20 protein-coding genes are annotated in these 22,048 nt (G+C 58.2%); 9 read left to right on the top strand and 11 right to left on the bottom strand.

Annotated features, from left to right (window positions below; translation table 11 throughout):
• Position 1: 1 nt before the first annotated feature.
• Both ACUN9X_RS03110 and ACUN9X_RS03105 read right to left on the bottom strand, forming a co-directional pair.
• Positions 2-1,456: a catalase gene (locus ACUN9X_RS03110; protein WP_445472152.1), complete on the bottom strand. Its 1,455-nt coding sequence runs from the start codon at positions 1,454-1,456 to the stop codon at positions 2-4.
• Positions 1,457-1,868: 412 nt separating this feature from the next.
• Positions 1,869-2,120: a hypothetical protein gene (locus ACUN9X_RS03105; RefSeq protein ID WP_445472151.1), complete on the bottom strand. Its 252-nt coding sequence runs from the start codon at positions 2,118-2,120 to the stop codon at positions 1,869-1,871.
• A gap of 221 nt (positions 2,121-2,341) precedes the next feature.
• Here ACUN9X_RS03105 and ACUN9X_RS03100 point away from each other — a divergent pair, with 221 nt between their 5' ends.
• Positions 2,342-3,247 carry a LysR substrate-binding domain-containing protein gene (locus tag ACUN9X_RS03100; RefSeq protein WP_445472150.1) on the top strand — a complete coding sequence of 302 codons (906 nt, stop codon included), beginning with the start codon at positions 2,342-2,344 and terminating at the stop codon, positions 3,245-3,247.
• On the opposite strand, the gene ACUN9X_RS03095 is transcribed toward ACUN9X_RS03100, so the two are convergent.
• Positions 3,244-4,218, bottom strand: coding sequence for a nucleoside recognition domain-containing protein (locus ACUN9X_RS03095; RefSeq protein ID WP_260038727.1), 975 nt, complete (start codon positions 4,216-4,218; stop codon positions 3,244-3,246). The two genes, ACUN9X_RS03100 and ACUN9X_RS03095, sit on opposite strands and share 4 nt — an antisense overlap.
• 372 nt (positions 4,219-4,590) lie before the next feature.
• Between ACUN9X_RS03095 and ahpC the strand changes: the two genes are divergently transcribed.
• The 3 genes from ahpC (at position 4,591) to ACUN9X_RS03080 (ending at position 7,460) form a co-directional block, all read left to right on the top strand.
• Positions 4,591-5,154, top strand: coding sequence for an alkyl hydroperoxide reductase subunit C (gene ahpC, locus ACUN9X_RS03090; RefSeq protein WP_260038728.1), 564 nt, complete (start codon positions 4,591-4,593; stop codon positions 5,152-5,154).
• Between the two features lie 128 nt (positions 5,155-5,282).
• Positions 5,283-6,872, top strand: a complete 1,590-nt coding sequence (gene ahpF / locus ACUN9X_RS03085; RefSeq protein WP_260038729.1) for an alkyl hydroperoxide reductase subunit F — start codon at positions 5,283-5,285, stop codon at positions 6,870-6,872.
• Between the two features lie 183 nt (positions 6,873-7,055).
• The gene (locus ACUN9X_RS03080) at positions 7,056-7,460 is read left to right on the top strand and encodes a GFA family protein (RefSeq protein ID WP_260038730.1); all 405 of its coding nucleotides are present in this window, start codon (positions 7,056-7,058) and stop codon (positions 7,458-7,460) included.
• 22 nt (positions 7,461-7,482) lie between these two features.
• Here the strand turns inward: ACUN9X_RS03080 and ACUN9X_RS03075 are convergent, their stop codons facing one another.
• From ACUN9X_RS03075 to ACUN9X_RS03065, 3 genes are all read right to left on the bottom strand, one after another.
• Positions 7,483-8,832 carry an 8-oxoguanine deaminase gene (locus ACUN9X_RS03075; RefSeq protein WP_260038732.1) on the bottom strand — a complete coding sequence of 450 codons (1,350 nt, stop codon included), beginning with the start codon at positions 8,830-8,832 and terminating at the stop codon, positions 7,483-7,485.
• A 248-nt stretch (positions 8,833-9,080) separates the two neighbouring features.
• A complete protein-coding gene (locus ACUN9X_RS03070) occupies positions 9,081-9,566 on the bottom strand; it encodes a pyridoxamine 5'-phosphate oxidase family protein (protein ID WP_260038734.1) in 486 nt (161 codons plus the stop codon).
• 143 nt (positions 9,567-9,709) lie between these two features.
• Positions 9,710-10,063 carry an EF-hand domain-containing protein gene (locus ACUN9X_RS03065; protein WP_260038736.1) on the bottom strand — a complete coding sequence of 118 codons (354 nt, stop codon included), beginning with the start codon at positions 10,061-10,063 and terminating at the stop codon, positions 9,710-9,712.
• A 226-nt stretch (positions 10,064-10,289) separates the two neighbouring features.
• Between ACUN9X_RS03065 and ACUN9X_RS03060 the strand changes: the two genes are divergently transcribed.
• From ACUN9X_RS03060 to ACUN9X_RS03040, 5 genes are all read left to right on the top strand, one after another.
• The gene (locus ACUN9X_RS03060) at positions 10,290-11,195 is read left to right on the top strand and encodes a PhzF family phenazine biosynthesis protein (protein ID WP_260038738.1); all 906 of its coding nucleotides are present in this window, start codon (positions 10,290-10,292) and stop codon (positions 11,193-11,195) included.
• Positions 11,196-11,302: 107 nt separating this feature from the next.
• A complete protein-coding gene (locus ACUN9X_RS03055; RefSeq protein ID WP_260038739.1) occupies positions 11,303-14,428 on the top strand; it encodes a DUF2339 domain-containing protein in 3,126 nt (1,041 codons plus the stop codon).
• A gap of 62 nt (positions 14,429-14,490) precedes the next feature.
• Positions 14,491-15,744, top strand: coding sequence for an MFS transporter (locus ACUN9X_RS03050; protein ID WP_260038740.1), 1,254 nt, complete (start codon positions 14,491-14,493; stop codon positions 15,742-15,744).
• A 68-nt stretch (positions 15,745-15,812) separates the two neighbouring features.
• Positions 15,813-16,184 (top strand): thiol-disulfide oxidoreductase DCC family protein, encoded by a 372-nt coding sequence (locus ACUN9X_RS03045; RefSeq protein ID WP_260038741.1) that lies wholly within the window; start codon positions 15,813-15,815, stop codon positions 16,182-16,184.
• 34 nt (positions 16,185-16,218) lie between these two features.
• Entirely contained in the window at positions 16,219-16,707 is a 489-nt protein-coding gene (locus tag ACUN9X_RS03040; protein WP_260038742.1) for a hypothetical protein, read from the top strand.
• A gap of 9 nt (positions 16,708-16,716) precedes the next feature.
• Here the strand turns inward: ACUN9X_RS03040 and ACUN9X_RS03035 are convergent, their stop codons facing one another.
• The 5 genes from ACUN9X_RS03035 to ACUN9X_RS03015 form a co-directional block, all read right to left on the bottom strand.
• Positions 16,717-17,232: an RDD family protein gene (locus tag ACUN9X_RS03035; protein WP_260038743.1), complete on the bottom strand. Its 516-nt coding sequence runs from the start codon at positions 17,230-17,232 to the stop codon at positions 16,717-16,719.
• A 119-nt stretch (positions 17,233-17,351) separates the two neighbouring features.
• Positions 17,352-18,683, bottom strand: coding sequence for a hypothetical protein (locus ACUN9X_RS03030; RefSeq protein WP_445472149.1), 1,332 nt, complete (start codon positions 18,681-18,683; stop codon positions 17,352-17,354).
• A 37-nt stretch (positions 18,684-18,720) separates the two neighbouring features.
• Positions 18,721-19,380: a 3-oxoacid CoA-transferase subunit B gene (locus ACUN9X_RS03025; RefSeq protein ID WP_445472148.1), complete on the bottom strand. Its 660-nt coding sequence runs from the start codon at positions 19,378-19,380 to the stop codon at positions 18,721-18,723.
• Positions 19,367-20,050: a 3-oxoacid CoA-transferase subunit A gene (locus ACUN9X_RS03020; protein WP_260038747.1), complete on the bottom strand. Its 684-nt coding sequence runs from the start codon at positions 20,048-20,050 to the stop codon at positions 19,367-19,369. The genes ACUN9X_RS03025 and ACUN9X_RS03020 overlap by 14 nt, the downstream gene beginning before the upstream one ends.
• A gap of 12 nt (positions 20,051-20,062) precedes the next feature.
• Complete coding sequence (locus ACUN9X_RS03015) at positions 20,063-22,021, bottom strand: TRAP transporter permease (RefSeq protein WP_445472147.1); 1,959 nt, start codon at positions 22,019-22,021, stop codon at positions 20,063-20,065.
• Between the last annotated feature and the right edge of the window lie 27 nt (positions 22,022-22,048).

Below are 22,048 nucleotides of genomic sequence, written 5' to 3'. Positions count from 1 at the left end.
CTTAGTCGCCTTTTACTCCTTTCTCAACGCGGTCACCGATGGTTTTGTCGATGTTCTTCCAGTATTCGAATACCCGTGACAACACCGGCTCTTCAACACCGCCTTTGACATGGCCAACGATGTTGTCGACCAGACGATCGCGGGCGGCATCGTCCATTACCTCGTTGATCAGGGTGTTGGCCTGTCCGAAGTCGTCATCTTCCTTGTGCAGCGAATAGGCTGCCCTCACCATATCGCCGCTGGCTTCCCAGGTAGAATCGGTGGGATAGCGCTCACCATCCGCACTTGGGCCGCCTTTGGAATTGGGCGCATAGACCGGGTCGGTGACATTATCCATCCGCATCGCGCCGTCTTTGCTGTAGCTATGCACCGGTGACTGCGGCCGGTTGACCGGGATCTGCTTGTAGTTCACCCCCAACCTCGCACGGTGCGCATCGGCATAGGAGAACACTCGACCGATCAGCATTTTGTCCGGACTAATGCCAATACCGGGCACCAGATTGTTGGGCTCGAATGCGGCCTGCTCGATCTCGGTGTGGTAGTCGGTGGGGTTGCGATCAAGCGTCAGCTTGCCGACTTTGATCAGCGGGTAATCGCTGTGTGGCCAGACTTTGGTGAGATCAAACGGGTTAAACCGATAGGTTTCGGCATCCTGGAACGGCATGATCTGCATGTACAGGGTCCAGCTCGGATGATCCCCACGCTTAAGCGCCTCATAAAGATCCCGGGTATGATAATCGCCGTCTTCGCCCGCCAGCTTGTCCGCTTCGGCTTGGGTAAGGCACTCAATACCCTGGTCAGTATGGAAGTGGTATTTAACCCAGAATTTCTCGCCCTGCGCATTCACCCACATGTAGGTATGGCTGGAATAGCCGTTCATGTGGCGCCAGGTTTTCGGAATGCCCCGATCCCCCATCAGCCAGGTCACCTGATGCGACGATTCCGGTGACAGCGACCAGAAATCCCACTGCATGTCGTGATCGCGCAAGTTGGTGTCAGCCCGGCGCTTTTGCGAGCGAATGAAGTGCTGGAACTTCATCGGGTCACGGATGAAGAATACCGGCGTGTTGTTCCCCACCATGTCGTAGTTGCCTTCACTGGTGTAGAACTTGACAGAAAAACCCCGCGGATCGCGCCAGGTGTCAGGGCTGCCCCGTTCACCGGCAACGGTTGAAAAGCGCATCAGTACATCGGTTTTGGTACCGGGCTGAAACACCTTGGCTTTGGTGTACTGGCTGACATCGTCGGTCACTTCGAAGTGACCAAACGCACCGCCGCCCTTCGCGTGGGGCTGGCGCTCGGGAATGCGCTCCCGGTTGAATGTCGCCATCTGCTCAATCAGATAATGATCGTGCAGCAGAAGTGGACCATTCGGGCCGACGGAGAGTGAGTGTTCGTCACTGGCTACCGGAATACCGGCATCGGTCGTGGTTGGCTTGCGATCTTTACTCGTCATCGTCAGATCTCCTTGTTGTCAGTTCGGAGCTATCTTTCTCGAATGCGTGATCAACGGCGATACAACATCCCCTCCCGCGAAACGGGCGCGTGATCCAGAACACTGGGTAGCGGGGTATGCGGCAGTTGATCGTCAATACTGCCTTATATGTTGTATGCCTCGAGAAGCGATTAGTCCAGCCAGCCCCTGGAGCGAACAGCCGCTAGCGGCAGCGAAGTGTTCGTAACCGCGTTCAGGTCAAAACCTGTGGCGAACGCCTGATCCAGCAACAGCAAGGCCTACAGCGACGATGACGATTACCGGTCAGACGCGTTTCGTGGCGAATATTTATCACCTGAATATAAAATTATCATCACGTAACCCGGTGCAACCCGATGTCCCCGTTCGTTAATTAAGCCAAACAGCCATGACGTCAGGATTGATTAGCCGTCGGCTCACGCTCTTTCTGCCGACGTGAACGCAGCACATCGAATGCATCTTCTTTCAACGGTTGGCGAGCCGCCCAGATCAAATCGCCTCTCGCCACGCCGAGCACTTTCAACTGCCAATCTTCAAGCACCAGCAGTCGACGAAACCGGCGACGGCGAAGCCACCGTTTCAACCAGCGATCCAGTGCTTCGGTCAGCTGGAGTGGTGGCATTGCGGGCATAAAGAAGTCGGGCATGGCCGGTTCAGGCCTGTCCCGGGAATTACATGGTTCATGTGTGGACCCGTGACGTTCTGATTGATCGAGCGAGTGCCTGGTCATCGCAAGTCTCCTGCATCTGGACGTTGCAGGTCAGCGTCATTACTGACCTCGACTTGCAGGTTGCGCCGCTCTCTTTGTTCATTCAAACGAAATAAACTACACTTACTGTTCAATTTTACTTAACTGACTGCAACGCTATGGGCTCAACCGCACCCCTTATTCCACCGCAATCACTGCCGCTTCTGGAGACTGACGTGCTGCGCACATTTGTGGCGATCGCCGAGACCGCCAGCTTCAGTCGCGCTGCGCGGCAGGTTTTCCGCACCACATCAGCGGTGAGTATGCAGATCAAGAAACTGGAGGAGATGCTGGGCCAACCGCTTTTCCTGCGGGAGGCAAGGCGTGTGACCCTGACCCCGGCGGGCGAGACGCTGCTGCGGTACAGCCGCCGTTTGCTGAAACTGAATGATGAGGCGGTGTCGGAGTTTCTGAAGCCCAGCCTGGCGGGCACCGTCCGGTTCGGCACACCTGACGACATCGGTACGCGCATCCTGCCAGGCGTGTTGGCAGACTTTGCCCGCTCCTACCCCGCCGTGGAGGTAGATGTCGTGGTCAGTAGCAGCCAGACACTGCTCAAGCGGCTTGATGATGGCGAACTGGATCTGGTGCTGATCACCGCCGGCAGCGCTGACGACAAGACCGCAGACGGCACTGTGGTGCATACCGAGCCGCTGGTCTGGGCCGAGCGGGATGGAGGCACCGCTCTGGAGCGTCACCCTCTGCCGATTGCATTTGCCAGCCCCGGTTGTGCCTGGCGCAGCACGGCACTGGCAGCATTGGATCGGGCGGGGCTGACGTACCGGATCGCCTATACCAGCGAGCACTGCGCCGGGCAGCAGGCTGCAATGGAAGCGGATCTGGCTATAGCACCCTTTCCGCTGGGGCTGATCCGCAAACCTATCCGCCAGGTGGCGACATCAGCGGGGCTGCCATCGCTGGGTCACTATCAGATCGAGATGCGCAGCGGGGCGCATCGTAACGAGGTAGTGGAAGCCCTGTCAGGCTATGTGGTCCGCGCGTTCGAAATCATGCGAGGTGATTAGCGTTTCGAGCCAGACGAAGCCTCAGCCGACGCCTTCTCGCCCGGCGCGTTGATAGCCAGTGGCAGACGTGCCAGCAGGCCAACGGCAATGAATGCAAACAGAAGCCTTGCCCAGAGAATCCCGGAAAGATCGGCCCCCAGCAGCATCACCAGCAGCGTGTCTTCGATCAGGCTGTGGCACAGCCCGAGAAAACAGAGCGTCAACATCGCATCGCGGCGGCTCATCGTTCCGGATTCAATATCCCGAATCAGCAGACCTGCACCGAAGCTAAGGCCAAGGGTAATCCCGATTATGGTGGTATTCGCCGCCTTGCGACCAATCCCCAACAGGCGCAGTAACGGAAACAGCACTATGTGCAGCAGCCGCTCGATCCCCAGTGTTCGCAAAATTTTCAATAGGGCAATCAGCGACAGGATCACCAGGTAAATCGTGATCAGCATTTTCAGCTGCTCAAGCCCCCACGCCACCAGGCCACTTTGCTGAGGCTCGGGTTGCCACAACATGGCGTTCGGCTGCTGTAACCAGTTTGTTGACGTATAAATCAGGCTGAGCGTCCAACCGACCAACAAGCCCCCGCCAATCCGCAAGACGATCGTCAGCCACCAGGGCACACCCGCTTTGCGCGCCACCGCACCTTCGACCGGCAGGGAGTGACCGATCACCATCAAGGTGCCCAGAATGGTGATCTGGGCAACGGTCAGCGGCTGGTCTGCTGCCACACTGAAGAACACCACCATCCCGGTGTAGATGTTGGTCAGCAGGGTTGCCGCCCAGACAATGCTGAGCGCCTCGGGTAACCCCATCAACCCCATGACGGGCGCAAGCAGCGTACCCAGCCATTGGGTAAAACCCGCCATCTCCAGTGCCTTCACGACAATCAGCGCAGGCACCAGAATTTTTAGCAGTGTCAGGTATACCAACGTCGTTTCAGTCACGACAGCTCGGGTCCAGCGCAGCAGGCGCAAAGGCATGAATTTCTCCTGGTGAGAGACAAAGCGAAGCACAGTGTATCGGCAGGCTGCGGGTCGATCACCTCCTTATGGGCAACGGCTCTTGATAAACCGACACCCGCGACCCATATCATAGAGAGCCTTTGGAAAAGGCTATTGATTTACCGACACCCGCGCGTCATCAATCAGCTTTATGCTGACTCGCGATTGCTGAGCGCCACAGGGCCGCAGGTCCGTGCAACACGCTCTGAAAGTCCCGTTAAACGGGCACCTGGGTGGTGTCTGGCAACAAATAGGCAGCACCTATTGATTGGTTATGAATAATCAATTTAAACAAACGATCGAAAGGCATTATCTTGAGTGCCTCAACCAACTTGTAAGGAGTCATTGCGAATGTCCCTGATCAACACAGAAGTTAAGCCATTTAAAGCGCAAGCATTCAAAGCAGGTGATTTCCTGGAAGTGACCGATGCCAGCCTGAAAGGCAAGTGGTCTGTTGTTTTCTTCTATCCTGCTGACTTCACCTTCGTGTGCCCGACCGAGCTGGAAGACCTGGCCGACAACTACGACGAATTCCAGAAGCTGGGCGTGGAAATCTACAGTGTGTCTACCGACACTCACTTTGCACACAAGGCATGGCACGACACTTCAGAGGCCATCGGCAAGATCAACTACACCATGGTAGGCGACCCGACTGGCACTATCAGCCGCAACTTTGACGTGATGATCGAAGAAGACGGCGTTGCTGATCGCGGCACCTTCGTTATCGATCCTGAAGGCAAAATTCAGATCGTTGAAGTGAACGCCGGTGGTATCGGCCGTGATGCAAGCGAACTGCTGCGCAAAGTAAAAGCAGCCCAGTACGTTGCTGCTCACCCGGGTGAAGTTTGCCCAGCCAAGTGGAAGGAAGGCGAGAAAACACTGTCTCCTTCTCTGGACCTTGTCGGCAAAATCTAAGCCGGCATCGCGAACCCGGAATCCCGGGTTCGCTGCAACACCCTCTTATTTGACTGTCACTCCGTGTTCGGCTTTGCCGGGCTCAGGGTGACGCTCGACCCAAATTTAGTCGCAGGGGAATCATTATCATGTTGGACGCCAATCTTAAGGATCAACTAAAAGCTTATCTCGAAAAGGTGACGCAGCCGATCGAACTGGTCGCGGCACTGGATGACCGGGAGAAGTCACAGGAGCTGGATGAGCTGCTGCAAGAGATCGCGTCCCTGTCGGCGCACATTACGCTGCGCCGTGATGATGACTCCGATGTGCGCAGGCCTTCTTTTGCTATCCAGCGCACAGGTACGGATATCGGTGTACGTTTCGCCGGTATTCCCATGGGACACGAGTTCACCTCGCTGGTGCTCGCCCTGCTGCAGGTTGGCGGTCACCCGTCCAAAGCAGCCCAGGACGTCATCAAACAGATCGAAGATCTGGAAGGCGAGTTCACGTTTGAAACCTTCTTCTCGCTGTCGTGCCAGAACTGCCCGGACGTGGTGCAGGCCCTGAACCTGATGAGCGTGCTGAACTCCAACATCAAGCACGTTGCCATCGACGGCGCATTGTTTCAGGACGAAGTCGAACAGCGTGAAGTCATGGCGGTTCCCAGTGTCTTCCTTAATGGCAAGCCTTTCGCCCAGGGCCGCATGAGCCTTGAACAAATTCTTGCCAAAGTGGATACCGGCGCTGAAGCCCGGGAAGCCGAAAAGCTGAAAACCAAAGACGTGTTCGACGTGCTGGTTGTTGGCGGTGGCCCTGCCGGCGCCTCGGCCGCGATCTACGCAGCCCGTAAAGGCATCAGCACCGGTGTCGCTGCCGAGCGTTTTGGTGGTCAGGTGGTCGACACTATGGGTATCGAGAACTTTATCTCAGTGCCCTACACCGAAGGCCCCAAACTGACAGCGGCGCTTGAGGAGCACGTCAAGGAGTACGGCGTGGACATCATGAACCTCCAGCGCGCCGAGAAGCTGATCCCGGCGTCCAAACCCGGTCTGCCGCACGAGATCCAGCTGGCCAACGGTGCCTCGCTAAAAGCCCGCAGCCTGATCCTGTCGACCGGTGCACGCTGGCGCCAGATGGGCGTGCCCGGGGAAGAAGAATACCGCAACAAAGGCGTCGCCTACTGCCCGCACTGCGACGGTCCGCTGTTCAAGGGCAAACGCGTTGCGGTCATCGGCGGCGGTAACTCAGGTGTTGAAGCCGCGATCGATCTGGCCGGTATCGTCAGCCACGTCACGCTGGTTGAATTCGACAGCCAGATGCGTGCCGATGCAGTGCTGCAGAAGAAGTTACGCAGCCTGAAGAACGTCGACATCATCGTGTCGGCCCAGACCACCGAGGTGACCGGTGCTGACGGACGGGTAAACGGCCTGACGTACAAAGACCGGACCAACGACGAGATCAAGCATGTCGAGCTGGAAGGTGTGTTCGTGCAGATCGGCCTGGTACCCAACACCGAGTGGTTGAAGGACAGCGACCTGGCACTGAGCCCCCGCGGCGAAATCGAAATCGATGCCCGCGGCGAAACCTCCATCCCCGGCGTATTTGCAGCCGGTGACGCGACCACAGTGCCATACAAGCAGATCGTGATTGCCATGGGCGAAGGCTCCAAAGCATCACTGAGTGCCTTCGACTTCCTGATCCGCAACTCGGTATCAGAAGACGAAGAAGCGGCGGCCTGATTAACGCCATCGCCTGAAAACAAAAGCCCCGGAAACCAAGATGGTTACCGGGGCTTTTTTTGGTTCGCGATCGCTAAAGTGCGGTCGCGGGCTCGATACAGGCTCTGTCGAAAGGGACTTCACACCGACCCAATCCGGCGCTAGTGTTTCTTTATGCCCCGGATTCATTCAAGGAGGTGTTCGATGGCGGAAATAACCGGCAACTGTCTTTGCGGTGAGGTGACATTCAAGCTCGCCAATGACTTTCAGCAGTTCCATCTGTGCCATTGCAGCCAATGCCAGAAGGCCACAGGCTCGGCACACGCATCCAACCTGTTTACCGCTCCAGACAATATTGAGTGGTTGAGCGGCCAGGCGCATATCGTGCGATACGACTTGCCCGGCCGCACTATATCGAACGCCTTTTGCACGAAATGTGGCTCGCCTGTGCCTTATGTATCACAAAGTGGTCAGGCTCTGGTGGTGCCCGCCGGATCCCTCAACCAGACACCGGATATGACACCCCGGAGTCATATTTTCTGGCCCGAGCGCGCCGCCTGGTATGACCAGGCGCAAGAGGCTGAGCGATTCGACGCGTTCCCGGAATAAAGCCTCGGCCGGTGCACCGCTTTCACGCGCTGTAGAGTGTTTTCGAGGCTTCACGGTGGCGGGCCATGAGTTCATTGAGATCACCGCCCAGCCATCGTTTGTCCCGCACTCTCCACTCGCCGTTTACCATTACTGCATCCGCCTGGCTGGCACCGCAGAGCACCAGCGCCGCCAGCGGATCATGGGCGCCGCTGAAGCGGGGTTCATCCAGTTTGAACAAGGCCAGGTCAGCCCGTTTACCGACCGCCAGCTCGCCGATATCCGGACGTCTGAGCAATTGTGCCGAGCCTTTGGTGGCCATCGACAGGGCATCGGTATGGGTGAATTCGTCAGCTTCATAACGCAGCCGCTGGATCAGCATCGCCTGACGCACTTCCTGCATCAGGTTGCTGTGATCGTTGGAGGCACTGCCATCGACACCCAGCCCCACCGGCGCGCCGGCTTGCTGCAACTCCCTGACCCGGCAAATGCCCGACGCCAATACCATGTTGGAGGACGGGCAATGGCAAATACCGGTACCCGCCTGCCCCAACCGCGCCACCTCCTCGTCATTGAAATGGATACCGTGGGCCAGCCAGGTGCGATCGTGCAGCCAGCCGACACTCTCGAGATAATCCAGCGGGCGCTGGCCAAACTGCTTCAAGCAGAAGGCATTCTCGTCATTGGTCTCGGCAAGATGGGTGTGAAGCCCGACATCGTAGCGGCCGGCTAGTTCGGCGCTCGCTCGCATGATGCCCGGCGTCACTGAAAACGGCGAGCAGGGCGCCAGCGCCACTTCCAGAAGGCCATGAGCATCCCTTTGATGGTAGCGGCGAATCAGCCGTTCGCTGTCCTCCAGAATGGCCTTTTCGGTCTGTACGACACTGGGCGGCGGCAGCCCGCCATCATCCGTACTCAAACTCATGGAACCGCGCGTCAGCGTCGCCCGCATGCCCAGCTTCAGCGCCACATCGGCCTGAATATCAATGGCATCTTCGAGCCCGCCAGGAAACAAATAGTGATGATCCGACACCGTTGTGCAGCCCGATAGCAGCAGCTCAACCATGGCCAGCTCGGTTGCCGCCCGCAGTGCCTCCGGCGTCAGTTTTGCCCAGATCGGATAAAGGGTCTGTAACCAGGGAAACAGCTTCTTGTTCAGGGCCGGGGGGCAGGCGCGAGTCAGGGTCTGGTAGAAGTGGTGATGGGTATTGATCAGGCCGGGAATGAGTACCTGCTGGCTGGCATCAAATAACAGATCCACCGGAGTTTGTGGGTGGCCACGGTCGGGTACCAGCTCCACAATGCGGTTGTCGCTGATTACGATGCCGCCGCGGGCATCCTGCTCGTTACCGGTGTAAATCGCCAGAGGCTGGCGTATCCAGACGTTTGTCATCGCTATGCTCCTTTGCACGGCGATGCAGACACGCCATGCACTGAGGGGAGAGCCGGATCAGCGTCTCCCCGGGTTTCAGGGCCATGACAGTGACTTGCGTGTTAATCTGCCAGAGGCGCTATATTACCACGGTGTGCTGGCCTGAAAACCGTCCCGCACTGACTGCAAGCGCATAAAAAAGGAGCAGCCAAACTGGCTACTCCTTTGATCTTCCCGGTTATCTCTATCTGAGGTCGTTCGGCCTTGCCTCAGGTACCGAACTTCTCATGCTCGCCGATATCCGGCGTTTCATCTTTTGCGTTAGCTTTGGCCATTTTGAAGAACTGGACCATTTGACTGCTGTCGCTGTTCCAGTGTTCGCCCTTGTTGATCTTCACCTCGATCAGGCCAACGTTGGGCGCCCCTTTGCCCTCGGGAAACCAGGCGGCAACAAACGGATTCCAGAATTCCTCGACCAATGCCTTGTCAGACGTCAGGCGGGCGACACCAGTCATTGAGACATAGGTGTCTTTGTGGGAATCCGCAAAGGTAATACAGACATCCCGGTCCTGTTCGACTTCAAAGGCCTTCTCAGATTCCAGATCGGTGAAAAACCACAGGGTGCCGTCATACCTGTCCTGCACCAGGTGCATGGGACGGGCACGCAGTTCTTCGCCGTGCAGTGTGGCCAACATGCCCGTCTTGATGGGTTTGATCAGGTTCCAGATTTTCTGTTTATGCTCTTGGCTCGACATTCTGCTACCTCGCTAATGGTTGACGTATAAATAAAGTCGGTTGCGATGTTGAATGTGCTAAATGCCCGGCTCCTCTTCAGGTCCGGTAGCCTTGCTTTTGCGCCGAATAATACCGGCATCTGAACGCTTGGCTGAGGCGCCGGTTAGTGATCGGCCTCTCGCGTCTGTTCAAATTCTTTACGGGTGATGGTGCCGTCGTCGTTGGCGTCGTGAGCGTTCAGCAGGGACTGATTCTTGTCCTTCTGCTGGCCTGCAGCAGTATCGCCGTAGGCATTCAGCTCGTCGCCACTAAGTACACCATTGCCGTCTGTATCCAGCTGTTCAAACAGGGAAGAACTGAGTGAGCCCTGCTTTTGGGCTGTCCCCGGATTGTGGGTGTTGCTCTCACGCTCGGCCTGAGGCGTCACACTGCCGCCGCCATAATCACCGGCCAGGACCAACGGGGAGGCCAACGATGAGGCCAGCGCGATAGACAGGATAAGTGCTTTCGGTTTCATACGACTTCTCCTTCTGGCTTATACCTTTAAATATGAAGGGTTCGGCGCTGCATTCAACCCTGGGCAGATTAAACCCGGATGAAGGTTCCTTAACCCGATCATCGCCCCTGCGGCTGCGAGCGTGTTCAGGCGTGTAAAAGCCCTGCAATCATCGTATATTGCGGTAAAGTCCTATCTCGCTTTTCGATTGAACCGCTGAAAACAGAAACAACAAAGGTGATGTGTCATGGCGCTGGATTATTCTCTTTTGGATGTGTTTGCTGACGCCCCTTTTCAGGGCACGCAGATTCCGGTTGTGGATGGCCGCAATGGGCTGTCTGATGATGACAAATTGTCAATAGCCGGCGAGTTTCAGCAAACCGAGACCGTTTTTGTCGACGCCGATGATCAGGGCAAAAGCGCTGTCAGCGTCTACAACGCCAAAGGTAAAACCCTGTTCGGAGCCCATACCATTCTGGCCGCCTCATACGTTGCCACTGAAATGGGGCTGGTGACGGACAGGGGCAGCTATTTATCCTTCGATATCGCCCAGAACGACCAGCTGATTCACAGCTTTATCGACAAGTCCGACACCGCTCCGAGTACCATCCAGTTCTCTCGCATCCTGACCCCCACGGTTGATCGATACACACCGGATGTGAGCCGCATTGCCAAAGCGCTCAGCGTTGACGAAAAGCACATCACATTCAGCAAATACAAACCCCTGATGGTCAGTGTTGATCAGCCGACGCTTGTTGTGCCGTTTACCAAAGCCCAGCACGTGCTCGACGCCAGCCTGCATGCGGAGCACTGGAAAGAGTTGATGTCCGAAATTTACGCGACCCACTTGTTGCTGTTTGCACCTGGCTCGATCACCGGGTCATCGGATTTTCATGGTCGGCTGGTGAGCCCCGATCTTGCCCGGGACGTCTTCCCGCCAATCGGCAACGTGATGCCAGAGTTCATCGCCTACCTGGCAGAACAACAGCACACTGCTGAAGGCACCCATACCTTTTCTATCGATCGCGGTAGCCTTAACACCCGCAAGAGCGTGCTACATGTGGAATTCGACAAACATGCCAGCCGCGAAGTGGCCTGCCGCATCGGCGGCAATGTGATCAAGATGGGAACCGGCTCGCTGCTGGTATCATGAGACAAACGCTCGGCCACAAATGATGACCCGGTTAGCGGGCGCCCGGCATGCCCGCGCCTCCGCTCGATACTCTCTCCCCATGTCAAGGAAGGCAGGATTCTCCATTGATGCTTTATGTTCTCTTTACGGTGGCCGGCGCCATCATTCTCGGCGGAATAGCCGAGTCAGTTTCAGGCCTTGTCACAGGTGGTGCACTGGGTTGGATTGCGGCGTCAGTCGTCCGCCTGCAACAGAAAGTCAGCCGCCAGAACGATCAGATTCAGGCGCTGACGACCGAGTTGGCAAGCGCCCGACAGGCTGACACCACTCCGATTGAAACCGCATCTGCTGCGGCGCCGGCACCCGAGACGCTGGCAACACGGGAAGCCACGCCCGCTGCCGAGAGCCCGCCCGCCGCCAGCGCCGAAGCAGAAGTAGAAGCAGAAGACGTGTCGCTCGAGCTGGAACTTCATCCGGAACCGGTCGAAAACGCCTGGAGAGCTACACCCGAGCCCCTGAAGCCGGCGCCAAAATCGGCTGTTGAAGGCTGGCTGGATACGGTGTTCGACAAGGCCCGCCAATGGGTGGTTAGTTACTTCACCGGCGGCAACCTGATGGTGCGGGTCGGTATCCTCATTCTGTTCTTCGGCGTGGCTTTTCTGCTGAAGTACGCCGCCGAAAAGGTGGTGGTGCCGCTGGAACTTCGCTATGCCGGCATACTGGCTGCTGCGCTGGTGATGCTGGTTCTCGGCTGGCGGCTCAGGCGCAAAAATGCAGCTTATGGGCTGGTGATGCAAGGCGGCGCGACCGGGCTGATCTACCTGGCCATCTTTGCAGCCTTCCAACTCCATCAGCTGCTGACACCCACAACAGCCTTCAGCCTATTGTTGCTAGTCGTCGTGAGCACGGCTGCGCTGGCGGTGATTCAGAACGCCGTCTGGCTCGCCGCCGTGGGCGTCACCGGGGGCTTTCTGGCACCGGTGCTGGCGTCGTCCGGTTCCGGCGATTACATCAGCCTGTTTTCCTATTATCTGGTGCTGAACCTGGGCATCGCGCTGATCGCCTTTTACCGGAGCTGGCGCTTTCTCAACTGGTTGGGTTTCGTCTTCACCTTCGGCATTGGCACGGTCTGGGGCGCGCAGTTTTATCAGGCCGCATTTTTCAATTCGGTGGAGCCCTTCCTGGTAGGCTTCTTTTTGCTTTACACCCTGATCGCCCTGCTGTTTGCGATGAAACAACCGCCAGCGCTCAAGGGTCTGGTGGACGGCACGCTGGTGTTCGGCACACCCGTGGCCTTTATGGGGTTGCAATCGCAATTGCTCGACGATTACACCTCAGTGCCCTACATGATGGCCTGGTCCAGTGCGGCCGTGGGTGCGATCTATCTGGCGCTGGCCCGGTTCGTCCGTCATCGCGCCGGGCTTGGGCTGCTGTGCGAATCCTACATTGCGCTGGCGATTGCCTTTCTGACCCTGGCGATTCCGCTGGCCTTTGACGGTCGCGTAACGTCCGCCGTCTGGGCAGCAGAAGGTGCCGCGCTGATCTGGGTCGGGCTGCGTCAGGGCCATCTGTTACCGCGGCTGAGCGGGCTCGGGTTGATGCTGGTCGCGGCCGTCTTCTATTGGGATGAGTCACCCGCCAGCTGGCCCACAACGTTTGTGTTCAACGCCGACTTTATCGGCTCAGTGCTGCTGGCAGGCGCCGCGTGTTATGCCGCGCATCTGTATCACCGCCACCGGGACAAGCTGACGCTGCCGGAACAAAAATTTGGCGCCCGTGCGCTGCTGGTGTGGGGCTATATCTGGTGGTTGGGCGGTGGGCTGCGGGATATCGACAATCACTTCAACGGATTGGCGGAGTTGCTGCTGGTGGAAGTGCTGGTCGCACTCACCGGCATTGCCTGCTGGCTGGCGGTGAAACGTTACCGCGCAATAGCGCCGTTCATTCTCGGACTGGTCACGGCAGGGGCTGGTCTGCTCCTGATGTTGCTGCTCCACAGGTACTCTCTTGCGAACACCCTGCTGATCAACTTCAACATGCTGTCGGCCCTTATCGTCGCCGGGTTGTGTTTGTGGATGGCGATATCAGCCCACCGGAATCGTTTCAGTGACAGCATCGCTGTCGCGCCCGTGGCACAGCGGATGTTGCTATGGGCGGCAACCCTGACGTTATTGGGATTCGGATTTGGCGAGATTGATCACTTTGTCGCAGAGGGTCTGAAAGGCAGCCTGTCGCTGCTGCTGGCGCTGGTTGTGCTGTTACCGCTGATTGCCCTTCACCGTCGCGTGAATTGGGCGCCGCTGACCCAGCCGGTGCTGTTACTGCTGCCCATCATCGGCTTCACGCTGGTGGTTTATGTGATACGTGACGAACCATTGCTGGCGCATTATGGCTGGCTGATATTCCCCGCCGCCTGGGCGGGTTGGTACGGTGCTTTGCGCTATCTCGACAGACAGCCAGGTTACCCGCTCGGCGCTCTCCATGTTGCCAGTGCGCTGCTATTGACGGTGTCCATCGGCTGGCAACTCAGCCAACCTCTCAGTGCCGGTCTCTGGGCCATCTCAGCCTGGGGCTTGACCTTCGCGCTGGCGCTCGAGGCCATCCAGCGGCTGAAGCATCTGAGTTGGCCGTTCCAGCGTCACGCCGCAGCAATGAACACCCTGCTGCCCCGTATTCTGGTGGGTTTGCTGGCGCTCTGGATGGTGATCAGCAATCTGCAGGCACCGGGGTCGTCCGGCGCGATACCTTATCTGCCACTGCTGAACCCGCTGGACCTGACCAACCTCGCAGCTATCTGGTTGATCTTCCGCTGGCTGCACCGGCATGACCCAACGCTGATCACCGATCGTCAACTGGCCTACGGCCTGCCGGGAGCACTGGCGTTCTTGTGGATCAATGCGGCCCTGCTGCGAGCGTTTCACTTCACGCTGGATATTCCCTTCCGGTTCGAGCCGATGCTGGCTTCGTTCGCCGTTCAGAGCGGGCTGAGCATCCTGTGGAGTGTGATCGGTCTTGTCACCATGCTGCTGGCCACACGCCGCGGCTGGCGGCCCCTGTGGCTGGTCGGCGGCGCACTGATGGCTGTGGTGGTGCTGAAACTATTCACCGTCGATATGTCCGGCACCGGCACCATCGCCCGCATCATCGCGTTTCTGACAGTAGGTGGCCTGCTTTTGGTGGTGGGCTACTTTGCGCCGGTCCCGCCAAGGGAAACGCCGGATCAGGCTATCGGTAGCGAGGAAACTCCAGGCTAGGGCAACGGGCGACATGACCCCGGGCAATTCTTCGCTGGGTCTCACCGAGTACAGGCTTTAGGATGGCGCGTGATCATTTGCGTCGTCCGCCTTTTCGTCTGCACTGCTTACTGGATCTGATTATGCCGTCATCCGACTCGCGCCGCTTACCGGCGCTCCTGCTCTTCTTCGGTGTTGCGCTCGCCTTCAGCGTCACCATGATCGGCACCACCATGCCGACACCGCTGTACCCGATTTATCAGGACAGGTTCGGTTTCTCCCAATTGATGATTACGATCATCTTCGCGGCTTATGCGGTAGGGGTTATCGGCGCACTGATCGTCACTGGGCGCTGGTCCGATCAGCTGGGCCGTCGGCCGCTGCTGCTCGCCGGACTGGTGTGTTCGGTCATCAGCGACATCGTATTCTGGCAGGCAGACGGGCTGACGATGATTCTGGTGGGTCGGGTGCTGTCCGGCATTTCCGCCGGAATATTTACCGGCACTGCCACGGTTGCGGTGATCGAACTGGCACCACCCCACTGGCGTCAGCGGGCGACCTTTTTTGCGACTGCCGCCAATATGGGCGGGCTGGGCCTGGGCCCGATGCTGGCCGGCGCCTTGTCTCAGTACCTGCCGGCACCATTGATCCTGTCCTATCTGGTGCATATGGGATTGGCTGTACTCGCCACTACCTGCGTCTGGCTCGCTCCGGAAACCGTTGCGAAACCGGCCCGCCCGAAACTGTCACTGCAGCGCCTTAACGTACCGCCGGAAGTCCGCAGTGTGTTTATTCCGGCGGCAATTGCGGGTTTTGCCGGTTTCGCGGTGTGCGGGTTTTTCACGTCCATTGCACCGGCGATGATGGGTAAGGTGCTGGGCTACGATAACCGGCTGCTGATCGGCGTCGTGGCCGGTAGTATTTTCATTGCCTCCACTATCGGTCAGTTCCTGCAGGACAAACTGCCCATCGCCCTGCGCCTGCCGTTGGGCTGCGCCACACTGGTGGTTGGTATGCTGCCCGTCGCTTTGGGCATCTACCTTCAGTCGCTACCGGCTTTCATGGTGGGGGCCATCATCGCCGGCATGGGTCACGGGATATCCTTCCGTGCCGGGATGGGGGCAATTGCCAGCGCCAGCCCGGCAAACGAGCGGGCGGCTGTTACCTCAACGTTCTTCATCGTGGTCTATGTCGCCATCTCGCTACCAGTGGTGGGTATCGGTGTGATGGCCAGCCTGACCAGCCTGCAAACCACCGGCATCATCTTCTCGATTTGCGTCGGTTCGCTGGCGGCACTGGCGTTGGTGATACTGCTTCGGCGTCGTCGTTCAGCTTGATGGCCTGAGCGCGTTCGTTCCATACTGCCAATATCTAACCGGTTTCACTGGATTGTGAAGGAGGTGGGATGATGTCGGCAGATAGCCCAATTACCGTTTTCTATGATGGCGCCTGCCCGCGCTGCAGAGCGGACCGTCGGCGTTACGAGCAGTGGGCCGGCGACCGGCGCGATGCGGTGTCCTGGTTCGACATCACCGGTCAGGACGATCACCTTCGTGACATCGGCATTGACCCGGACGCTGCGCTCAGGGAACTGCACGTGCAGGATCGGCAAGGCAGAATTCATCGGGAGCTGGATGCCTATATTCTGCTGATGGCCCGCGTGCCCCGCCTGAAACCGCTGGCCTGGCTGATCAGTCTGCCGGTGATCCGGCCAGTATTGTCGTGGCTCTACCGAACGTGGGTGTTGCGGCGGCTGGAGCGCACCGGACGAACCTAAAATAGTGAAAAACAGAGTTCAGGGAGGACGATCTGTGAAAAGGAAAAGTATGATCGCGGCCATCGCCATGATGGCAGGCTGTCTGGTCACCGGTGTTGCTGCAAGCGAGCCCGCATTTGCCCAGCAGGCAAGTGAGCTGGAACAAAACCTGCGCAAAGCGAAGCCCCTGACACTCGAGATCCGCTATGGGCTTTCAACATCGCCTATCTCAGCAAATCAACCAACCCCGTCACCGGTTTTTCTGGACAGCGCCCAGGCGATTGATATCGCCGTGGCGGCCGACGATTCGGGTATTGTCCGTAGCGGCAGCGAGCAAATCACCTACTCCCTGAAGCCGTCCAACGACGAGCCTCATCGGCTGGATTTCAACTTTTCCCGGGAAACACCCGATGGCAGTAACAGCTTCGATACCGCAATCACCGCGCCACTGAATCAGTGGCTGACGGTCGGCATGATCAGTCATGACGACGGCCAAGGCACCGCGGACAATTTTTACGTGCTGGTACGCCTGAGCGACCAGTAGTTCAGACGGTTACGGCTTTTGCTCAAACTGAACAGGCTGAACCCGTTTGTCACGCACCACCACCGTGCCCGCCAGCTTGTCATGCCAGCCCTGCTTGCGGCTGTCGAAAGCCACCCAGATAAAGCCCAGGCAGAACGGAATCGTCGACACGAAATAGGCAAGGTAGCGACCGATCGACTGTCCAACTGACATCCGGTCGCCGGTGCGGGCATCCACCACCCGCAACTTGAGCATCATCTTGCCCGGGGTGCCCAGAAACCGGCGCCAGAACCAGATGGTCGCAACGACCGGCAGCACATAGCTCAGCAGCACATCCCAGACCCCGTGCACGACCTGGGTTCCCATCCAGTAATCCTCGCCGTAGATCAGTGACAAGGACACCGCCATCACCACCAGCAGAATCACCGTATCGATAATCACGGCACCAAAACGAACGCCGAAACCGGCGTATTCCATATCGTCCATTGTTCGCTGTTCCTTTACGGGCACATTCGGCAGGATCGCTTGAGTCGCGATGGTGAACATCAGCGACGCGTCCGGTTCCTTCGATAGTAGCAAAGCAAACAGCGAGTTGGCGCCTCGTAACCTGACCTGGAGCAGCCCGAGTACCGGGCCCTCTCCTGCCTGTTACGCGAAGAGAGTCTCTAGAGCATCCGCAGCCCGGCGGTGAGCCCCGCCGCCAGCAGCCCCGTGCAGGTCAGTGACGTCAGTGACAACACCAGGTTCCAGCGGATCGCCGCCAGATGGGCGCTGTAGCCGGTAATCCGCTCCAGCAGCAGTGAGTTGGCGGTGTGCGGTGTGCCCGCCGTGGTAATCCCCCAACCGGACACCATACCGACACCCAGCCCCAGCAAAGCTTCTGAGGGCCAGATTGGCGCCAGCACGCCACCGGTCAGGGTGCCGATCACAATCGGATTCAGCCCCACCATGCCACCGAGGTAAAACACGAAAGGCACGCAGAACGCCGTCGCGGGATAAGCCCAGCCGTGGAGCGTAAAATCCTCGCCCATCAGTTGCAGAGCAAAGGCACTGATCAGCGCGCCAAGAAAAGCGGAACCGCCGACAATCACCAGTTCGTTGGTCACCGGCGCCATAGTGGGCAGACTGATTTTGCTTCCCTCAAGCCGACGCATAACCAGACCAACAGCCACCGCGCCGAGACAACTGAACGCCACCGCGCGCGAATAGCTGAGACCCGCCAGCGTGCTCAGCAGCATAGTGCTGATGCAGATTGCGCCGATAATGCCGGCGAAGCGCAGCCATGGCATCGGACCTGAGGGTTTGAAATCGTCCGGCCGCGCCAGTGCAGGTTCCGGGGTCCGGAACAGCGCACCACTCAGCAGATACAACACCGCAACAGGAAAGCTGACGGCAATCAGCTGCCAACTGTGAAGGCCCGGCAACAGCGTCACTGTCAGCACAATGGAGATCGACAGAGGCGAACTGATGGGCGATGCCCCGAAGCCACGCAAAGCACCACGGGAGGCGTTCTGGGTCATGGCGGTATCGCCGCGACGGGTGATTTCGCCACGGATCATGGTCGCCACCACGCCAACAGAACCGAAGTTGAGCGGCACCGACAGAAACGCGGTACCAAAGGCAATACTGTAATAACGCGCCAGGGGCTTGCCGGCAAAAAGACTGCGGGAGATTGTATCCAGGTCTTTGGAGTGCCCCAGCATGGACGACAGCAGCATCACCGAGATGATCAACGTGGTCAGCCGGGTCATGTTGTTGGCAGCCGTCAGCAGCGCCGTCGGCTCAATGAAGATGGCCGCCACGAAAGCAGCAATCAACAAACTGAAGATAATGCGCGACACCCGGCGCAAATCCCGCCAACCGAGAATAATCGCCAGGATAACGGCTGCCGCCCCAAGAATACCGGCATTGGGCACGAAGAACGCCACGCCGGCCAGCAAGGCGAGGTACGCCAGTGCCGATCGAACCGTCAGCATCCGGGCAGCGTTCGACGTCATGGCCGAACGTTCCTGCAGGGGCAAGCAGCGAGCGGCATCAGTGCGCCGACGGCTCTTGCAAAGGTGGCAGCAGCTTGGCGCCGGTCAGCGCCTGTACTTCTTCAAGCGTATTGTCACCGTAGAGTTCCCGTACCCGCAGGCCTTCGTCAGTCACATCAATGACCGCCAGATCAGTGTAAATACGCTTGACCACACCTGCACCGGTTAACGGATATACGCACTTTTCGAGGATTTTAGGCGCATTATCCTTGGCGTTATGCCGCATCAGCACAAATAGCTGGCGTGCACCCACTGCCAGATCCATCGCCCCGCCAACTGCCGGTGGAAGGGTTTGGCTCAGGGTGGCCCAATTGGCCAGATCGCCGGTCGCCGACACCTGAAAGGCGCCCAGCACAGCGATATCGAGATGACCGCCGCGCATCATGGCGAAGGATTCGGAGTTATCGAAATAGCAGCCACCGGGAATCAGGGTGACGTATTGCTTGCCCGCATTGATCAGATCCGGATCGATCTTGTCCGGCTCCGGTGCAGGCCCGACACCCAAAATGCCGTTCTCGCTGTGGTAGATCACCTGCCGGTCGTCAGAGACGAAGTTCGCCACCTGTGTCGGCATACCGATACCCAGATTAACGTAGGCGCCATCGGGAATATCCTGCGCGACACGACGCGCCATGTCTTCGTTGCTAAGCCGCATCATGTTGCTGTTCCTCCTGGGCCACCACACGGTTCACAAAAATACCCGGCGTTACCACGTGCTCCGGATTCAACCCGCCCGCCTCTACGATCGACGCGACTTCGGCGACCGTGATTCTGGCAGCTGATGCCATCACCGGATTGAAGTTACGCCCGGCGGTGTTGTAGATCAGATTGCCCCAGGTATCCGCCGTCAACGCCTTGATAAAGGCAAAATCGGCATGCAGCGCGGTCTCCAGCACATAGCCTTTGCCATCAATAATGCGGGTGTCCTTGCCTTCCGCCAGCAGGGTGCCGTAGGCGGTCGGTGTGTAAACGCCGCCCAGCCCTGCGCCTGCAGCGCGAATGCGCTCGCTCAGCGTGCCCTGTGGCACCAGTTCCAGCTCCAGCTCGCCTTTTTCGTATAGCCGCTCAAACCAGACAGAACCGGCGGACCGGGGAAACGAACACACGATCTTGCGTACCAGACCATCACGCAGCAGCGAGGCGATGCCTTCTTCCCTCACACCCGAATTGTTGGAGATGATCGTCAGGTCACGGGCACCGTGTTGGCGCAGCGCCTCGATCAGCTGCAGCGGAATACCGGAGTTGCCAAAGCCGCCGATCATCACGACAGCGCCGTCGTGGACATCGGCCACGGCAGATTTCAATGAGTCACATACTTTATTAATCACGTTGAGCCACCATCAGGAACGCACTTGTGAGCCGGATTTAATCGCGCCTGGCGAGTTCAGCATCCGGTTGCCAAAGTAAATCACGACCACCAGAGAGAAGCCCACCAGATCACTGATCCACTCGGGATAAATCAGAATCGCGCCAGCCACCATCACCAGCATCCGCAGCGGCCAGTTCAGCGTGCCAACCCGATACAGGTAACCTTCCATACCCGAAGCCAGCAGCCAGATCGCGGTGACGGCGGTGAAGGCGGAAATCAGAATGTGGACCGGATCGCCCTGCAGAATCAGCGCAGGATTCAGCACAAACAGGAACGGCAAAATGAACAGGATGCCGCCCAGTCGCATGGCGTAGACACCGGTCTTGGATGCGCTGGAACCGGCAATACCCGACGCCGTGATCGCAGCCAGCGCGACCGGCGGCGTGATGTAAGACATCATGCCCCAGTAGAGAATGAACAAATGGCTCGCCAGCGGATTAAGACCCGCACTGACCAGCGCCGGCGCCAGCAGAATCGACAGGAAGATGTAACACGCACTTACGGTCATCCCCATGCCCAGCACAAAGCTGGTGATCGCACCGGCCGCGAGCATCAGGGGGATGCTGCCATCAGCGTAGAGCAACAACTCACGGGAAAATGCACCCGCCACGCCGGTATAAGACAAGCCACCGACGACCAGGCCAATACCCGCCAGTATCGCAACAAGATTGGCGACGTTCGTTGTCAGTTCCTGCATGAACGACAACAGACGTTTGAAGTTCATGCGATACTTACGCTTGAACAGCGAGATACCCAGCAGCACCAGCGTGGCATAGTAAGGGGCGTAGGCTTCAAGCCGCATGAACAGCAACATGTAGATGAGCATGAACAGGCTGAACAGGTACGGCCAGCCGTCTTTCAGCGTCGCTTTGAGGTTCGGGATCTCTTCAGGATCCATCCCCTTCAGGCCATTCTTGGCGGCATAGATATCCACCTGGAACAGCAGGGCAAGGTAGAACAACAGGGCCGGCAAAAAGGCCGCAATCATGATTTCCGAGTAAGGCACACCCAGGAATGACGCCATGATAAACGCCACAGCACCCATGATCGGCGGCATCAACGTACCCCCGGTTGAGGCGCAGGCTTCAACCGCACCGGCGTAGTGAGCCGGATAGCCGGTCTTTTTCATGGTCGGGATCGTGATCGGCCCCGTGGTCAGAATGTTCGAGATAACACTGCCCGACAGGCTGCCGAGAATACCGCTTGAGAGTACGGATACCTTGGCAGGACCACCACGGCTCTTGCCCATCAGCGACGTGGCAAACTGCATAAAGAAGTCGCCACCGCCAGTGACGGTGAGCGCGCAACCGAACACCACAAAGCCGATGACCAGTTGCGCCACCACCTGCATCGGAATGCCGATGATACTTTCGACCCCCATCACGTGGGCGCGAACGGTTTCACCCAGGCTGTACTCGTTGCCCCAGAGGAAACCCGGCATTGAATCCGCAAACAGCGGATAGCAGCCAAACAACAAAGCCACCCCGAGCAATGGCCAGCCGCCACAACGGCGAACGCCTTCAAGCACCAGCACCAGCAAAATGGACGCCGCGACCGTCGCTTCGGTGGGTGCCATGAAATCCCAGCCCTGCTGGATCATCACCAGCCCGTGATAGCCCAGATACGCACAGGACCCCAGCGCCAGCAATGCCAGCGGCCAGTCATACCAGGAGACCCGGCTTTTCGCACCCGACCAGGCCGGAAAAACGATCAATGCCGCAGCCAGAAAAATGCCAATCAGATAGTAGAGATAGGCATTGCCCAATGGCTGAAAGCCCAGCAACGACAAGTTGAACGTCTGGTTAATCGCCATCAACAGGCCCAGACAGCCCAGCGCGATCACGCTCCAGTATGCAAAACCGGTCAAGCGGCTACTGGCTTCGCTCTCGGGCGACGTTTGTTTAGGGGAAGAGTCCTGAGCAGGATTCATGACAAGGGAGCTCCGAAAAAAAAGCTA

Source organism: Marinobacter sp. V032 (assembly GCF_052645435.1).
The sequence above is the reverse complement of the archived record's forward strand: the minus strand, read 5'-3'. Positions and strand labels throughout refer to the sequence as shown.

Bases quoted from the DNA above. Each gene is read 5' to 3' on its own strand.
- ACUN9X_RS03110 (WP_445472152.1), bottom strand. From the start codon at position 1,456: ATGACGAGTAAAGATCGCAAGCCAACCACGACCGATGCCGGTATTCCG.
- ACUN9X_RS03105 (WP_445472151.1), bottom strand. From the start codon at position 2,120: ATGCCCGACTTCTTTATGCCCGCAATGCCACCACTCCAGCTGACCGAA.
- ACUN9X_RS03100 (WP_445472150.1), top strand. From the start codon at position 2,342: ATGGGCTCAACCGCACCCCTTATTCCACCGCAATCACTGCCGCTTCTG.
- ACUN9X_RS03095 (WP_260038727.1), bottom strand. From the start codon at position 4,218: ATGCCTTTGCGCCTGCTGCGCTGGACCCGAGCTGTCGTGACTGAAACG.
- ahpC (WP_260038728.1), top strand. From the start codon at position 4,591: ATGTCCCTGATCAACACAGAAGTTAAGCCATTTAAAGCGCAAGCATTC.
- ahpF (WP_260038729.1), top strand. From the start codon at position 5,283: ATGTTGGACGCCAATCTTAAGGATCAACTAAAAGCTTATCTCGAAAAG.
- ACUN9X_RS03080 (WP_260038730.1), top strand. From the start codon at position 7,056: ATGGCGGAAATAACCGGCAACTGTCTTTGCGGTGAGGTGACATTCAAG.
- ACUN9X_RS03075 (WP_260038732.1), bottom strand. From the start codon at position 8,832: ATGACAAACGTCTGGATACGCCAGCCTCTGGCGATTTACACCGGTAAC.
- ACUN9X_RS03070 (WP_260038734.1), bottom strand. From the start codon at position 9,566: ATGTCGAGCCAAGAGCATAAACAGAAAATCTGGAACCTGATCAAACCC.
- ACUN9X_RS03065 (WP_260038736.1), bottom strand. From the start codon at position 10,063: ATGAAACCGAAAGCACTTATCCTGTCTATCGCGCTGGCCTCATCGTTG.
- ACUN9X_RS03060 (WP_260038738.1), top strand. From the start codon at position 10,290: ATGGCGCTGGATTATTCTCTTTTGGATGTGTTTGCTGACGCCCCTTTT.
- ACUN9X_RS03055 (WP_260038739.1), top strand. From the start codon at position 11,303: ATGCTTTATGTTCTCTTTACGGTGGCCGGCGCCATCATTCTCGGCGGA.
- ACUN9X_RS03050 (WP_260038740.1), top strand. From the start codon at position 14,491: ATGGCGCGTGATCATTTGCGTCGTCCGCCTTTTCGTCTGCACTGCTTA.
- ACUN9X_RS03045 (WP_260038741.1), top strand. From the start codon at position 15,813: ATGATGTCGGCAGATAGCCCAATTACCGTTTTCTATGATGGCGCCTGC.
- ACUN9X_RS03035 (WP_260038743.1), bottom strand. From the start codon at position 17,232: ATGTTCACCATCGCGACTCAAGCGATCCTGCCGAATGTGCCCGTAAAG.
- ACUN9X_RS03030 (WP_445472149.1), bottom strand. From the start codon at position 18,683: ATGACGTCGAACGCTGCCCGGATGCTGACGGTTCGATCGGCACTGGCG.
- ACUN9X_RS03025 (WP_445472148.1), bottom strand. From the start codon at position 19,380: ATGATGCGGCTTAGCAACGAAGACATGGCGCGTCGTGTCGCGCAGGAT.
- ACUN9X_RS03015 (WP_445472147.1), bottom strand. From the start codon at position 22,021: ATGAATCCTGCTCAGGACTCTTCCCCTAAACAAACGTCGCCCGAGAGC.